A 14,106-nucleotide genomic window follows, 5' to 3' on the forward strand; every position below is an offset into this window, starting at 1 on the left:
TCGTTTCTTTTATAACAAATCCTTTACAAAAAAACTAAAAATTCTTTACTGTTAAAGTTCATTTATCTTCCTTAACCTGTTTGAATTTCACTCAACTAACGAGATAGTCCCGCCCTAGTTGTGTTTCACTTATTTGTTTATTATAAGTGACTTTTTTCTCTGTCGTCAAGCGAATTATAAATCTTCTTCCAATACTTTCAAGTCAGCTACCTTTAAATCAGTTGCATCAATGTCAAATTCCATTAAATGATCCCAATCATCGCTTTTTAATAAATCAAGCTGTGCTTCGATTAACATTTTTAAACGGGTGCGGAACACTTTCGCTTGTTTTTTCAGTTCTTCTATTTCCAACGCAATTTTACGAGCTTTTGATAACGATTCGTTGACAATTCGATCTGCATTTTTCTCTGCTTCTTTTAGAATGATCTTTGCTTCTTTTTGTGCGTTTCCTTTAACATCCTCTGCTGCTTCTTGTGCAACAACAATCGATTTATTTAATGTTTCTTCAATATTTGTAAAGTGGCCTAAGCGTTCTGTTTGTGCGTTTAGTTTCTCCTCTAATTCTTTTTTTTCACGTATGATCTGCTCATAATCTTTAATAATTTGATCAAGAAACTCATTCACTTCGTCTTCATCATAGCCGCGAAAACCTTTACTGAATTCCTTATTATGTATATCAAGCGGCGTTAAAGTCATCTATGCACACCTCCACTACATTCGTCTTCGTATTTCTCTATATTATACTAATTTTCGACGACTTGTGGGAAAAAACCTGCAAAGAATTCATTTTATCTTTTATATCATATTAGTGGCAGAAGCAAGGATCTTTGAGGTTTATTACAAGCTTTACAAACCGTTTACTTTAATTTACCAATTGTTAATCGCCATTTATCCTTCTTTGTCCTTCCATCTATTTTCACTATTTTACCTCTACCAAAGCCTCTTGCAGAAATAATATCTGCTTCCCTACATTCAAAAGCAGGCTGTTCTACTAAATGCCAGTTCACTTTAACTTGGGTTTGCTGGATCATCGCAGCAGCTTTTTGACGTGAAATTCTACAGATAGCGGCAAGCAAAACATCTAAACGTAATGAGCTGGCAGTAACTGTAAATGTTTCCCAATTGTCAGTCGTTATTATTGCCTCTTCTAGTTGTTTTTCTATCAAAGCAACTTTTACATTTCCTATTCTATTTAAATGCAGATATAAGTATTCCTGCATTTCTTTGCAAATAAAAAACTGTATTCGATCATGATGAAATAGAATATCTCCAAATTTTTCTCTTTTTAACCCCAAAGACATCAAAGAGCCTAATACATCTCGATGTTCTATTCGGACAAATTTGCTTGGATACTGTACTTCTAATAAGGTAAGTTGAAAATCTGCTATTGAAGGCTTTAAATAGTCAGGATGTATCCATGCCCGCTTTCTCTCTGCCTTTTCAGTTCCTCCAAAGATTTTAACTTTGATTTCTTCATGTTTGCCAATTACTGATTGAACGATGAACACTTGACGTGGATCTAAAAAATCTGTCAACTTTCCGGTATAGCTGTCTTCCACAAATTGGCGCCAAGAGAGCACTTGATCAATAAATTCTTTTTCCTCCGCTCTAAAATGTTGATAAATATGATGCAATATCATCTCCTGCTTTCATTTAAAAAAGGGATAGCCACTCATGGCTCCCTTTATTTTTTCAATATAATTGAATTCATAGCAGAATGACAGTGATTTAGCGCTACCTTACTAAACATATGTAAGTTTATAGGCCATTAATAGCAACCATCTTACATGTCTTTTCCTAAGCTTTTATGAAAGGAATAGCTTAGTTAAAACATATATTTCAAATAGATTACCCCATATGAAGCAAACCTTAATACTAAAATAGCAACAATCGGGGAAATATCAATCATGCCAAGTGGCGGAATGATCTTCCGAAATGGTTCTAAATATGGTTCGCAAAGATTTGCCATTACTTGTCCAAATGAAGTTTCACGGGAATTCGGAAACCAAGACATTAAAATATAAACGATTAACACCCACGAGTAAAGTACAATGATTTGTCCTAATAAGTCAAAAACGATTCTCATTCTATTTAAGTCCACCTCAAATCCTTGAATTCATCCCCATCCATTAATTCTGAAATGTTTCCTGCTATTTCTACATTGTCTGGGGTGCACAAAAAAATGCTTGCGCCAATACGCTGAATATCACCACCAATAGCGTAGACAGTACCACTTAGAAAATCAACAATTCGTACAGCTTGATCATGTTGAATACGCTGCAAGTTTACAACGACGGAGCGGCGATTTTTTAAATGATCAGCAATTTCCTGTGCTTCTGCATATACCCGAGGCTCCATTAACACCACTTTAGACGATTTTTGTACACTTTGGAGACTTACAACATTCTGTCTATTGGAGTTGGCTTCGGGTGATTGGTGATGAAAATTTGGTTCCATTTCTTTATTAGGTACTCTTCTTTCATTCATTTCTTCTTCATCTTCAAGAAAAAAGAAAGACTTTAGTTTCGTTTTCATTCCCATCGTTAAAAAATACCTCCTATCATCCCTCACCAACTAGGGACGTTCCAAGTCTTACAAATGTTGCTCCTTCTTCAACTGCGATTTCATAATCATTAGACATTCCCATTGACAATTCCCTACATGGTGCATTGTCCAGACCTAACTGCTGAATATCCAGCTGCAGCTCCTTCAGTTTACGGAAATAGGTTCTTAAAGCATCTTGATCATGAATATGAGGTGCCATCGTCATCAAGCCAACAACTACTATATTTGGATAAGCTTGCAGTTGCTGAATAAAATCCTCTACTTCCTCAGGAACCAAACCATGTTTAGAAGCTTCTCCGGAAACATTCACTTGTACAAAACATTTAACTGGTTTGTTTGCTCGTTTGTTGATTTCTTTTGCAAGCGATATTCGATCAAGCGAATGGATATATGCCGCCTTATGAATAATCTGTTTTACTTTTCGGGTTTGCAAAGAGCCAATAAAGTGCCATATCGGCTCTTCCCCTAGCGCTTCATATTTACGCAAAAGCCCATCATCACGGTTTTCTCCTAAATGAACCAGTCCTGCCTGCAAGGCTTCTTTTGCCCTATCAATTGATACATATTTTGTCACTGCCACTATGTTCACTTCATCAGTTTTTCGCCCAGCCTTTAGACAGGCTTTCTCTATTTTTTCATGGATTACTGCCAGATTGTCTTTTACCTTCATCTATCCTAGCTCCTAAAAACTTTTTTGAAATATAAGCTCATTTTTACTCTATACTGGTTATACGTAAATAAGCAATTCAATAGTTTGCTTTCACTAGTGTAACATAAGTAAAGGTCGGCAGTCATCGAATTTTCATTCTTTATTCTAGATAATAGAAGCTTGGGGAAACGGTTACGAGATGTACATCACGTCTTTGGCTCTTGCAAATGTTGCTGCTGCAAATATTGATGATCTTTTATCCTTACTAAAATAACGTCAGTGCCAATTTTAATAATATTTCCCCATGGAATGACGATTTCTTCATCTTTCCCAAATAAGCCAAACATCCTTCCAGAGCTTCCTACAATGACACTTTCTATTTTACCAGAATGTAGATCAATATCAATATCACCAATGTTCCCAAGCTTTCGACCGTCCGAAATATTAACGACGTCCTTCACTTGAAATTCAGAAATTCTAACCACATTTCTCCCTCCATATCCGTGTTGCTTTCCCCTATTACAATGTTCTTCGTTGGAACAATCGAACATTATCTCCGTCGTGTGAGTATTGCTGTTGATGTTTCCAATCCTGTTATAAGGCATTGTATCTCATAGTCAAATTAATGCCACCTTTATGATCAACTGAACCCGATAGAAAATTTCTGTTATTATTATATGCATTAGTTCATTCATTTGATGATATCGGTAAAAGTAAAAAAGGCGACGCTAAGATTTTCCGAATCTATTAGAGTCTGCCTTTCTTATCTTTTCATATTTTTTGCATGTACATTATATCTGTCCTTGAAAACATGAGCAAAAGAACGCTTATAAGCGTCCTTTTACATCATCCTTATTGTATATGTTTGTTCATCTGCTTAATTGCTGCTTTTTCTAGCCGTGAAACTTGCGCTTGCGATATGCCAATTTCATCTGCTACTTCCATTTGGGTTTTCCCATGAAAAAAGCGCTTTCTTATGATTAATTTTTCTCGTTCATTTAGCTTTCGCAATCCTTCCTGCAAAGCAATTTCATCTACCCACTGCTTGTCAATATGTTTGTCATCACTTAATTGATCCATCACATAGATTGGATCCCCACCATCATTGTAAATCGGTTCAAAAAGAGAAACAGGATCTTGGATTGCATCTAGTGCAAATACGACCTCTTCATGTGGAATGTCAAGCACTTTGGCAATTTCTTCAGCAGTTGGTTCTTTCGAAGTCTCTCGTACAAGTCTTTCCCTCACTTGAAGAGCCTTATAAGCAATATCTCGGAGAGAACGTGATACGCGAATAGGATTATTGTCTCGTAAATAACGACGGATTTCTCCAATGATCATTGGAACTGCGTACGTAGAAAAGCGTACATTTTGGCTTAAATCAAAATTATCGATTGATTTCATTAAACCAATACAACCTACTTGGAAAAGATCATCTACATATTCACCCCTGTTATTAAAGCGTTGAATGACGCTTAATACTAACCGCAAATTTCCATTCACGAGTTTTTCCCGTGCTGTTAAATCTCCAGCATGCATCTCTCGCAACAGCTTTCGCATCTCTTCATTTTTTAAGACGGGAAGTTTAGATGTGTCTACACCACATATTTCTACTTTATTTCGCTTCAAGTCATTTTCCCTCCTCACAGGAGCTACGTACAAATTTAAGTATCTCCTTGGAAGGAAAAATTATGCACATCTAAATTTCCATTTGTTGGTGTTTATGTCCAAATAGTGAAGCCGTCTTACTTTAAAAATTATCCTCAAATTTTTTAAAAAATTACGAGAATAATTACTATATCTTTTCATTCTTAACAAACCATTATCATTACACCATTTTGTTAAATTCTTTCCTTAATCTTTTTATAATTCGTTTTTCTAATCGGGAAATATACGATTGGGAAATGCCAAGCATATCTGCCACATCTTTTTGTGTTTTTTCTTCACTATCCAACAATCCAAACCTAAGTTCCATAATTTGCTTCTCTCTTGGTGAAAGTTGATGCAGCGCACTAAATAACAGTGATTTATCCACACTAGCCTCTAAATCCCTCGTAATGATATCTTCTTCTGTTCCCAATACATCTGAAAGCAACAATTCATTGCCATCCCAATCTATATTCAAAGGTTCGTCAAGAGACACTTCTGAACGGGTTTTGTTGTTCCTTCTTAAATACATTAAAATTTCATTTTCAATACAACGGGAAGCATATGTAGCAAGCTTAATTTTTTTCTCGGGATTAAACGTATTGACAGCTTTGATAAGCCCTATTGTCCCGATACTAATCAGATCTTCAATATTAATTCCAGTGTTTTCAAATTTTCTGGCAATATAGACAACGAGACGCAAATTTCTCTCAATTAATAAAGAGCGAGCAGCTTTGTCTCCATTTGGCAGCTTTTTTAACAAGACTGCTTCTTCCTCTTTTGATAAAGGCGGCGGTAATGCTTCACTGCCACCAATATAGTAAATTTCATCCGTTTTCACCCGAAATGCAATGAGCAATTTACTCCAATAATATGAGAAAAAAAATCTTATCTTTTTCAAGAGTTGTCCCCCTTCTAAATAATATTTTTTTGAGTATATTATTATGGCAGATTCATTTTAAACAGTCGCTCGTCCTCTCCATATTTCTCCCTTAACTGGACCGAGTTCTTTAAAATGATCAATGGTGCTTTGATTGTTTTTTGAACAGATTCATTTATCTTTCTTTGAAAATTCAAGATATATGACATTTTACAGTGATACCTTAAGAGGCGGCAGAATCAGAAAAACCTAAAACCATTTTAGGATGAACAATACATTGGAACTTATCATCACTAGATAAAGCTTGGTTTGAAAAAACAACTAGGGCTTTTTTAACATTCCATTGTGATTTTCCTTTTCTAATTTCAATAAAATCAGGCTTAAAAGCTGGCAGTAATTGATGTTTCTTGCCAATTACTTGGGCAGGAAGAAAACGAATCTGCTGTTTCCATTCCATCGGCAGCTCTAAAGCGAGGTCAAACGTGTTTTCAGGATCATTAGCCATTTGGACAATTTTTTGCGGAAGCTGATCTTTAAACTTTAAAATGGAAACAACCATCACAGGTGTTTTAGAAATAGGGTCATAAAGCTGATTTCCGCTATCAATTAAGCCACACATGGAAAATTTTAGCCCATGTATGCTCATTTGAACTTCTACAAGCACATCATATTGCACCTTATTTGTTTCTATTGTTTCGATGCGCTGCTTTGAAAAATACCAAGCAATTGGAAAAACGAAAATAACGAATAACCACGTGATTGGATCTCCATATCCTTGGACATTTGCTAAAAATGTGGCAGATTGCAGTTGAAAGTCAAAATGAAGAAAATAATGACTTCCAATTAAAATCCCTCCAGTTAAAAACGTAACAAAATAGAATGTACATAAACAACTTAGAAAAAAACGAAATCGCCTAAAACCAAAGACAGTAAGCGTCATTAGAATCGAAAAAAATAACTTCACGAATACATTCCCTGCTAAATCTCGTACGTATGGAATAATGCTCATGATCAGCAGCATCGATCCAATAAAGCCGCCACTAATGATCCGCCATGCTTTCACACGGCATTTTAATATAATAGCAGTCAACCACAATAGCATACTATCTACTGTTAAATTAAGCAGCCAGATGAGATCTAGATATACGACCAATCAATCCGCTCCCTTCTGCTCCCTATCTTAAACAGCTTTTCCTGATCTACTATCAAAAAGTATAGCCTAGTTATGTTAGAAAAGGTGTCAGTATTTGCAAGCAAAATAAGAGAGTTTTTTTCTGATTTCTTCGATTTTTGTCAAAAAAAAAATCCAGATGGGCTTCATCTAGATTTTTGTTAGGATTGTTAGCGTCGACGATTTCGATTTCGTAAGAAAGTAGGAATATCTAATGTGTCTTCTGTTTGCGGTGAAGAATAAGATTGTTCTCTAGTATCTTCTCTAACTACTTCTCGCTTCACAGGCTGTTCAGCATTTTGTTTAAAACCAAGAGATGGTCGAACAGGCTGCTTTGGTTGAAGCACTTCTTCGTTAAATCCAGTCGCAATAACAGTCACAACGATTTCTTCTTTCAAATTGTCATTGATAACAGATCCGAAGATCATATTTACTTCTTGATCTGATGCAGAAGCCACAATATCAGCAGCCTCCTGCACTTCATAAAGGCTTAAATTAGAACCGCCTGATATATTCATGAGCACCCCTTGAGCACCATCAATAGAAGTTTCTAATAAAGGGGAAGAAATAGCTTTTTTGGCCGCTTCTGCCGCACGATTTTCCCCAGTGGCAACCCCAATTCCCATAAGTGCTGATCCTTTGTTTGTCATAATCGTTTTTACATCAGCAAAATCGAGATTGATTAGTCCAGGGACAGCTATTAACTCTGAAATGCCTTGAACACCTTGGCGCAGTACATTATCTGCTTCTCGGAATGCTTCTAGCATTGGCGTATTTTTATCAACAATTTCAAGTAATCGGTCATTTGGGATAACAATGAGCGTATCTACTGCTTCTTTCATCTCTGAGATTCCACCAGAAGCTTGCAGTGCACGTTTCCTGCCTTCAAAAGAAAATGGACGTGTGACAATGCCAACCGTCAATGCCCCTATATCTCTAGCAATTTGCGCTATGACAGGAGCCGCACCAGTTCCTGTTCCACCGCCCATTCCAGCAGTTACAAACACCATGTCTGCACCTTTCAGCGCCTCTTCAAGCTGCTCCTTGCTTTCTTCTGCAGCCTTCTTTCCAATTTCCGGGTTAGCTCCTGCTCCCAGTCCTCTTGTTAGCTTTGCCCCTATTTGCATTTTAATTTCTGCTTTTGAAAGATTAAGTGCTTGAGCATCAGTATTCACTGCAATAAATTCAACACCTTTTACTCCATGCTCAATCATACGGTTCACAGCATTGTTACCGCCGCCACCCACACCTATCACCTTGATTGTTGCTAAAGAATCTAAATTTGTATCGAATTCCAACATGGTAAATCCTCCTAATCCATCGATATTCCTCATAGACGCCCTCTTGTTCCCACTATACATCTAAGTGAACTTGTCTGTTAGGCGACGGAAGCATCTTCACCTGAAAGATGCACTGCAAATTGATTGCCAGCTCCACCCTATAGATCACTGATGAACATCATTCATTTGGGGAAATTACGGTTTGTACTATTATTTGATCTATGATGATTCCTCTTAAGCTCTATTCGAAAAAGTAGCCAAAGAACTTTTTCATTCTTGTCGATATTTTTTCATCTGCTGATTTCTTTGCTTTTGGTTTGGACGGTAAATGGCTTGTCTGATTCCTTTCATCTGTTTCTACCTGCATGGTTGGAACACCGATATTTCTACCTTGCAACTTAGCATTTTTATATGCATATTTAATAAGTCCAACAGCAGTAGTGTACTGGGCTTCACGAACACCAATATAATCAGGTATTGCGACTCTTACTCTATTTTGGAACATACATTGTGCTAAATCGAGCACTCCCAGCATGCTAGTCGTTCCCCCAGTCAGTACTAAACCACCTGGCAATTCAGAGAAACCAAGATGTTTTAATTCATGAAGCACTAATTCAAACATTTCTTCCATTCTAGCTTCAATAATATCAGAAATCTCCAACTGGTTAAATTGCTGGTGCTCATCACTTCCGATAATCGGCACGCTAAAAACCTCATCCTCTGAAGCTAAGTCATAAAAAGCGTGGCCATGCTTTACTTTAATTCGCTCAGCCTCAACAGTGGAAGTTTTTAGACCAATAGAGAGGTCTTTAGTGATATGGTCGCCTCCAATTGGCAATACACTGACTGCCTGAATGTGGCCATCTTCAAAGACAGTAACACTCGTGGAGCCTCCACCAATATCAATCAAAGCGGTACCAAAATGCTGTTCATCCTTCGACAATGCCATAATACCAGCTGCAAGCGGCTGAAGAACAATTTCTGTCACTTCCAACCCTGCACGTTCGACACAGCGAAGTGTATTATGTAAAATAGTCTTAGAACCTGTGACAATAGTTCCTTGCATCTCTAAGCGGACTCCAATCATGCCGCGCGGATCGTTAATTTCATCGAGGCCATCTACAATAAACTGCTTTGGAATGACATTGATGATTTCCTTCTCTGGAGGGATCGATATCACTTGCGCCGCATCCATCACTCTAGCTACGTCTTCATCTGTAATTTCCCTGTTGCTGCTAGATACTGCAACCACTCCATGGCATGGCTGGAGTGTAACGTGATTACCAGCAATTCCGACAATGACGTGGTGAATGCTCATCCCTATCATTCTCTCTGCCTGTTCGATTGCCTTCTTTATTGAATGAACTGTTTCGTCTATATCAACAATGGAGCCTTTTCTAATCCCTTCTGACTTTACATTGCCAACACCGATAATATTCAAAGCGTCTTCTACCATTTCGCCAATGATGACTTTCACCGTGGATGTACCGATGTCCAGACTAACATATATTTCATTGTTGCTCATTCTATGGCACCTCCTTCTACATTCAATCAGTTATCCTTCATCTTGATCATTTATCATTAATAAAAACATTCGTCATAAGAGATGGATTTCCTTTAAAATCTTCAAGTTTTTTCACTTTTCTCTCTTGCTGAAGACCATTTACTCAATAACATCCGCCTAATCACAGCGATGTTTTGAAATAAACGGACGCCAAAGGCAAAAACAGCAGCTAAATATAAGTCTACACCAAGATGAACACCTAGAAAAGCTAAACTTGCAGCTAATAAAATATTAAAGAAAAACCCTGATACAAACACTTTATCATCGTAAATATTTTGCAAGTATGCTCGAATGCCTCCAAATAAAGTATCGAGTGCTGCCAGTACAGCAATGGAAAGATAGTTGGCATATTCATCAGGCACTCTAATATCAGTAAGAAAACCTAACAAAACGCCAATAATAAGTCCAAGCAGTGGTAGCCACATTTTATTTCTCCCCTTTTTCGTCAACTGGTTCCAGATCACGAATCCGGATGATATCGTCATATGCTGGAATGATGAGAGAATCTAGCGGCTGAGAGATATCAACCGTTACATTATCAACAAAAAATTCATCGAGTACCGGAGAGATTTGCATACGATTATGCAACTTTTTTGCAGCTTGTTTCGTTTCTGTCATTACTTTTATCTCAAAGGGAATCTGACGAATAGATTGCCCATTCATTTTCGTTTCTCCATTTATATCACGGATAACCGTAGTATTAATCAAACGTTTTTCATCAATCGCTATTTCTTTAGCTTCATACATATTCAATTCATTAACAAGCCTCTTTAACAATTCTGGTGATATCCTCGGAGCCGACTTTCCTTGCCATTCTGCAAACAGCGGCTCAACTGTTAAAATAACGCCAGGACCTTTCACTTCTGTTAAACCTGCCTGAATTTTTAAATCTTGCAGTGTCTGCTTTAATGCTTCTTCTTTACTCCCTCTTCTTTGTGTTTCATATTTTTCAATTGTCTCTTCATTAAAACGAATCTCTTCGATCAGCTTAGAATGTAAATCACGTTCTTTTGCAAGTGCTTCACGCAGTTCCCACATATCGCGAGTATCACGAATTTTTGGCTCTTTCACAGTCTGGAACTGAACTGCAATCATAAAGCCTACAATCATCGTAATCATAAAAAAACTGAATTTATTTTTTTTCACTCTTATATACACAGCCTCCTTTCTGCACTTCGCTCTTATTGATGAACTATGTATTTTCTCCTAGAATTGGCTCTAGGACAATGCGATCTTTTTTTTCTAATGTAAAGATAATGTGATCATTCACTAGTTGATCCTTTACACCTCCAGTCATATTTAACGCAGCTGCCAAAATCTCAGGATCTCCTATTGCACTAATCTGAAATGGCGCTGGGTACTGCACTCCATCCACTGTAATAACTGGACCGTTGCAGACGATGTAAGAATCATAGCTAATACGCTGCCCATTCACAGCTACAGCTGAAGCGCCAGCAATATATAGTTCATTTACTACTTTAAAAACATGATGTTCATGAACGATATAATGATTGACATTTTCCTCTTCAGGCATGTATGCTCCGTCTTCAAGTTTCACTTGAATACCTTTTCCTTGCACCTTTACCTTCCCTAAATACATGCGGTATTTCTCAGCATCTTCCGCCAGATCGAAAAAAACTTGCTTTTCTTTTGATAATTCTTTTTCTATTTTTCTTACTTTCTCTTGCTTTAAATGCAACTCTTTTTGCAATGATTGATTTTGCTCTTGTTGCGAGATTAACTCTCGCCTCAACTGATTTTCTCGTTCATATTGGCGGTCAGTCAACTTAGGGTGTTCTTGTTTTTCCTTGTTTGCAAGATTGTAAGAAAATGCTAAAATAAATCCAACTACAATACTTACTAACGAAAGGACAGCATATTTACCCTTCGTTTTCTTCTTCATGCGCCCCTTCTCCTTCTTCTTCAGCTTCATAGGCTTTGAAATAGGAACCAACCTCTAAATCAATCACTCCCTTCACATTGGGATCTAACTGACTAACGATGGAAGGATAATGAATCATTTTCTTTGAAAATGTCGTAATTGCAGCAGTAACTTCGAAGCCATCATTCATATATAATGTAATATGGTGCTTCTCCGTTTTTTTAGGAGTGAAATGAATTTCTGAAATAGCTTGAATAATTTCTTCAGGAAGCTTGCTTAATTCGGTAATCATGTCTTTTAATTTATCACCTTTTTTAAAGCCAATCAGGATTGGTGCATCAATGTCCGCTCTTGAAGTTATTTGCTCGTCTAGCATAGCCCCGTTTTCTAAAACAGGTATAAAACGATTCTCTTTGGAAAGAAATGCTACACGTTTAAATTCTTCAAGCTTAATGCTTACTTTATTAGGCAAGTGGCGTTCGACTTCTGCTTTTTTAATCTCAGGATGACTCTTAAGATTGTCCAATGCATGTTGACGGTAGCCGCCCCAGATGCTTTCGCCTATTTTAAGCCCACTTATTTGAATAATCGCATTCTGCTCAAGCCTTTTATTTCCTTCCACTGTGATTTCATTGATCTGACTAAGAGGAGATTGGAAATATATAACAAAGAGGATAAGTAAAAAGAACATAGAGATGAGGATGATCAAGCGTCTGTTTGCTTTTTTTCTACGCTGCTCTTTCAATTTTGGAATTCGATTTTCTATCGAAATTACTTTTCTATTATCCAATGTGTTCTCCTCCTACTCTTACTAAATCAGGCCATAGGGTTAAAACGGAAAGAAACGACACGAAGAATTCATGCCGATTCCGCTGTTATCCTTTATCGTATAATATGTCCTGTTACTAGCGACAGCTACAATTTTCCTATTTTTAATTTATTTATCATACTCCCATCAATTAGGTTTTTCGTTCTCTACAAGAATATTTCAAGTTAACAAACGCTCCCGCCTCTCACTTTTAAAACAGTGAGATATAAGATTCGTAAAGACGAGGAGAAAAGATTGCAAGCACTAATTTTAAAGCTATCTTTCTTTACTGTTTTCTTCATTTTAGCGTAAAAAGAAAAGAGAAGAAAGCCAGATTAATCAATTAGAACTTGCCAATGATTTCCACCTTGGATTCAATTTAATTAATAATGAAGCGGTGCACCTATTCAAATCGACGTATGATTTCAAGAGGCTCAGCTACTTTTTTTCACGTTTCATTTTCTCTGTGCCCATGATGTCTTTTACATTTTATTCTCCCCTCAATTCGAAGGTTTTTCTACTATTTCCATCATTAATGAAAATAAACGGTCAGCGGCATCAGGTATTCCAATAGCTTTAGCAGCTTTTGTCATTGTCTTTCGTTTATGCTCATTTAACATAATAAGATCAATTTTTTCGACTAATTTGTCGCTCGTTAGTGTTTCTTCTAACAGCATTACACTTGCTCCTTTTTCAACCAACATGTGAGCATTTTTTTCCTGATGGTTGTTAGTCACATATGGACTAGGAATTAAAATACTTGGAATACCAAGCGCTGTGATCTCCGCCAGCGTTGTTGCACCAGCTCTTGATACAACTAAGTCAACTGCTTGCAGTATTTGAGGCATCTCATAAATAAACGGAACTACCTTTATATTACTTGCAGTTCCAATGATAGATAGCTCCTTTTCCACTTGAGAAAAATGCGCTTCACCTGTTACATATAAAATTTGATAAGGTTTTTCTTTCCAAACTGCAAATGCGTTAATAACGGCGTTATTAATCGGTTTCGCTCCTCTGCTGCCGCCAAAAATAAGTACAGTTGGAACAGCGTTTTTAAGTTGAAATGTTGATAGGATATTTTTGTTCCATTTTCCCATGACTTCTGTTGCACGGGGATTGCCAGTCAGTACTGCTTTATGAGACGGAAAAAAATCGCGGACGTGCTCAAAACAAATTGCAATCTTATCTACATATCGGCTTAAAAAAGTGTTTGTTAACCCTGGAATACTGTTTTGTTCATGAATAATGGTAGGAATTCGTTTCTTTGCTGCTGCATAGACGACAGGTCCACAAACATATCCACCTGTACCAACAACAATATCGGGCTGGAATTGGCGTAAAATTTTTTTGCTTTCCCATAGTCCCTTGAAAAAAAGCAGCACCGTCTTTATATTGCTTAGCGATAAAGAACGTTTAAAACCCATAATTGGAATCGTATGAAATGAAATGTTTTCTCTTGGAACAAGCTTTGCTTCCAGTCCATGCTTTGTTCCAATATAAAGAAACTCGAAATCAAGGTGCTTTGCTTTCATTGTTCTAATTAAAGCAAGTGCTGGATATACATGCCCGCCAGTTCCTCCACCGCTGATCATTACCTTCATTCTTTCACCTCCACCAATTATTCATCATCTGTACAGCAAAACTCAGTAATTGGCTT

Annotated in this window: 16 protein-coding genes; all 16 read right to left on the reverse strand. The window is 37.1% G+C overall.

The features are described from left to right. Nucleotides 1-174: 174 nt before the first annotated feature. The 16 genes from J2S08_RS17470 to murG all read right to left on the reverse strand — a co-directional run bounded on the left by J2S08_RS17470 (nt 175) and on the right by murG (nt 14,050). Entirely contained in the window at nt 175-696 is a 522-nt protein-coding gene (locus J2S08_RS17470) for a DivIVA domain-containing protein (RefSeq protein WP_307231810.1), read from the reverse strand. Between the two features lie 161 nt (nt 697-857). Beyond that, nucleotides 858-1,634 (reverse strand): YlmH family RNA-binding protein, encoded by a 777-nt coding sequence (locus tag J2S08_RS17475; RefSeq protein WP_307231812.1) that lies wholly within the window; start codon nt 1,632-1,634, stop codon nt 858-860. 191 nt (nt 1,635-1,825) lie between these two features. Next, a complete protein-coding gene (locus J2S08_RS17480; protein WP_307231814.1) occupies nt 1,826-2,086 on the reverse strand; it encodes a YggT family protein in 261 nt (86 codons plus the stop codon). A 5-nt stretch (nt 2,087-2,091) separates the two neighbouring features. Then, nucleotides 2,092-2,541 carry a cell division protein SepF gene (locus J2S08_RS17485; RefSeq protein ID WP_307231816.1) on the reverse strand — a complete coding sequence of 150 codons (450 nt, stop codon included), beginning with the start codon at nt 2,539-2,541 and terminating at the stop codon, nt 2,092-2,094. A gap of 19 nt (nt 2,542-2,560) precedes the next feature. Beyond that, nucleotides 2,561-3,235 (reverse strand): YggS family pyridoxal phosphate-dependent enzyme, encoded by a 675-nt coding sequence (locus tag J2S08_RS17490; protein WP_307231817.1) that lies wholly within the window; start codon nt 3,233-3,235, stop codon nt 2,561-2,563. Between the two features lie 185 nt (nt 3,236-3,420). Then, nucleotides 3,421-3,699, reverse strand: a complete 279-nt coding sequence (locus J2S08_RS17495; protein ID WP_307231820.1) for a YlmC/YmxH family sporulation protein — start codon at nt 3,697-3,699, stop codon at nt 3,421-3,423. Between the two features lie 367 nt (nt 3,700-4,066). Next, nucleotides 4,067-4,843 (reverse strand): RNA polymerase sporulation sigma factor SigG, encoded by a 777-nt coding sequence (gene sigG, locus J2S08_RS17500; RefSeq protein ID WP_307231822.1) that lies wholly within the window; start codon nt 4,841-4,843, stop codon nt 4,067-4,069. Between the two features lie 199 nt (nt 4,844-5,042). Next, on the reverse strand, nt 5,043-5,753 hold the full coding sequence (gene sigE, locus J2S08_RS17505) for an RNA polymerase sporulation sigma factor SigE (protein WP_370875711.1): 711 nt from the start codon (nt 5,751-5,753) through the stop codon (nt 5,043-5,045). 211 nt (nt 5,754-5,964) lie between these two features. Next, nucleotides 5,965-6,894 carry a sigma-E processing peptidase SpoIIGA gene (spoIIGA, locus tag J2S08_RS17510; RefSeq protein ID WP_307231827.1) on the reverse strand — a complete coding sequence of 310 codons (930 nt, stop codon included), beginning with the start codon at nt 6,892-6,894 and terminating at the stop codon, nt 5,965-5,967. A gap of 188 nt (nt 6,895-7,082) precedes the next feature. Beyond that, complete coding sequence (gene ftsZ, locus J2S08_RS17515) at nt 7,083-8,213, reverse strand: cell division protein FtsZ (protein WP_307231828.1); 1,131 nt, start codon at nt 8,211-8,213, stop codon at nt 7,083-7,085. Nucleotides 8,214-8,433: 220 nt separating this feature from the next. Then, a complete protein-coding gene (ftsA, locus tag J2S08_RS17520; protein WP_307231830.1) occupies nt 8,434-9,717 on the reverse strand; it encodes a cell division protein FtsA in 1,284 nt (427 codons plus the stop codon). Between the two features lie 101 nt (nt 9,718-9,818). Further along, complete coding sequence (locus J2S08_RS17525; protein ID WP_307231832.1) at nt 9,819-10,181, reverse strand: small basic family protein; 363 nt, start codon at nt 10,179-10,181, stop codon at nt 9,819-9,821. A gap of 1 nt (nt 10,182) precedes the next feature. After that, nucleotides 10,183-10,902 carry a DUF881 domain-containing protein gene (locus tag J2S08_RS17530; protein ID WP_307231834.1) on the reverse strand — a complete coding sequence of 240 codons (720 nt, stop codon included), beginning with the start codon at nt 10,900-10,902 and terminating at the stop codon, nt 10,183-10,185. A gap of 46 nt (nt 10,903-10,948) precedes the next feature. Continuing rightward, nucleotides 10,949-11,659, reverse strand: coding sequence for a DUF881 domain-containing protein (locus tag J2S08_RS17535; protein WP_307231836.1), 711 nt, complete (start codon nt 11,657-11,659; stop codon nt 10,949-10,951). Further along, entirely contained in the window at nt 11,637-12,428 is a 792-nt protein-coding gene (locus J2S08_RS17540) for a cell division protein FtsQ/DivIB (RefSeq protein ID WP_307231838.1), read from the reverse strand. The genes J2S08_RS17535 and J2S08_RS17540 overlap by 23 nt, the downstream gene beginning before the upstream one ends. Before the next feature lie 518 nt (nt 12,429-12,946). Continuing rightward, nucleotides 12,947-14,050: an undecaprenyldiphospho-muramoylpentapeptide beta-N-acetylglucosaminyltransferase gene (murG, locus tag J2S08_RS17545; protein WP_307231840.1), complete on the reverse strand. Its 1,104-nt coding sequence runs from the start codon at nt 14,048-14,050 to the stop codon at nt 12,947-12,949. Nucleotides 14,051-14,106: the final 56 nt, after the last annotated feature.

This window comes from Bacillus chungangensis (genome assembly GCF_030812995.1).
In the GTDB taxonomy this organism is placed as follows: Bacteria; Bacillota; Bacilli; order Bacillales; family Bacillaceae_C; genus Bacillus_CF; species Bacillus_CF chungangensis.

Bases quoted from the DNA above. Each gene is read 5' to 3' on its own strand.
- J2S08_RS17525 (WP_307231832.1), bottom strand. From the start codon at position 10,181: ATGTGGCTACCACTGCTTGGACTTATTATTGGCGTTTTGTTAGGTTTT.
- J2S08_RS17535 (WP_307231836.1), bottom strand. From the start codon at position 11,659: ATGAAGAAGAAAACGAAGGGTAAATATGCTGTCCTTTCGTTAGTAAGT.
- J2S08_RS17470 (WP_307231810.1), bottom strand. From the start codon at position 696: ATGACTTTAACGCCGCTTGATATACATAATAAGGAATTCAGTAAAGGT.
- J2S08_RS17485 (WP_307231816.1), bottom strand. From the start codon at position 2,541: ATGGGAATGAAAACGAAACTAAAGTCTTTCTTTTTTCTTGAAGATGAA.
- J2S08_RS17480 (WP_307231814.1), bottom strand. From the start codon at position 2,086: ATGAGAATCGTTTTTGACTTATTAGGACAAATCATTGTACTTTACTCG.
- J2S08_RS17490 (WP_307231817.1), bottom strand. From the start codon at position 3,235: ATGAAGGTAAAAGACAATCTGGCAGTAATCCATGAAAAAATAGAGAAA.
- ftsA (WP_307231830.1), bottom strand. From the start codon at position 9,717: ATGAGCAACAATGAAATATATGTTAGTCTGGACATCGGTACATCCACG.
- murG (WP_307231840.1), bottom strand. From the start codon at position 14,050: ATGAAGGTAATGATCAGCGGTGGAGGAACTGGCGGGCATGTATATCCA.
- ftsZ (WP_307231828.1), bottom strand. From the start codon at position 8,213: ATGTTGGAATTCGATACAAATTTAGATTCTTTAGCAACAATCAAGGTG.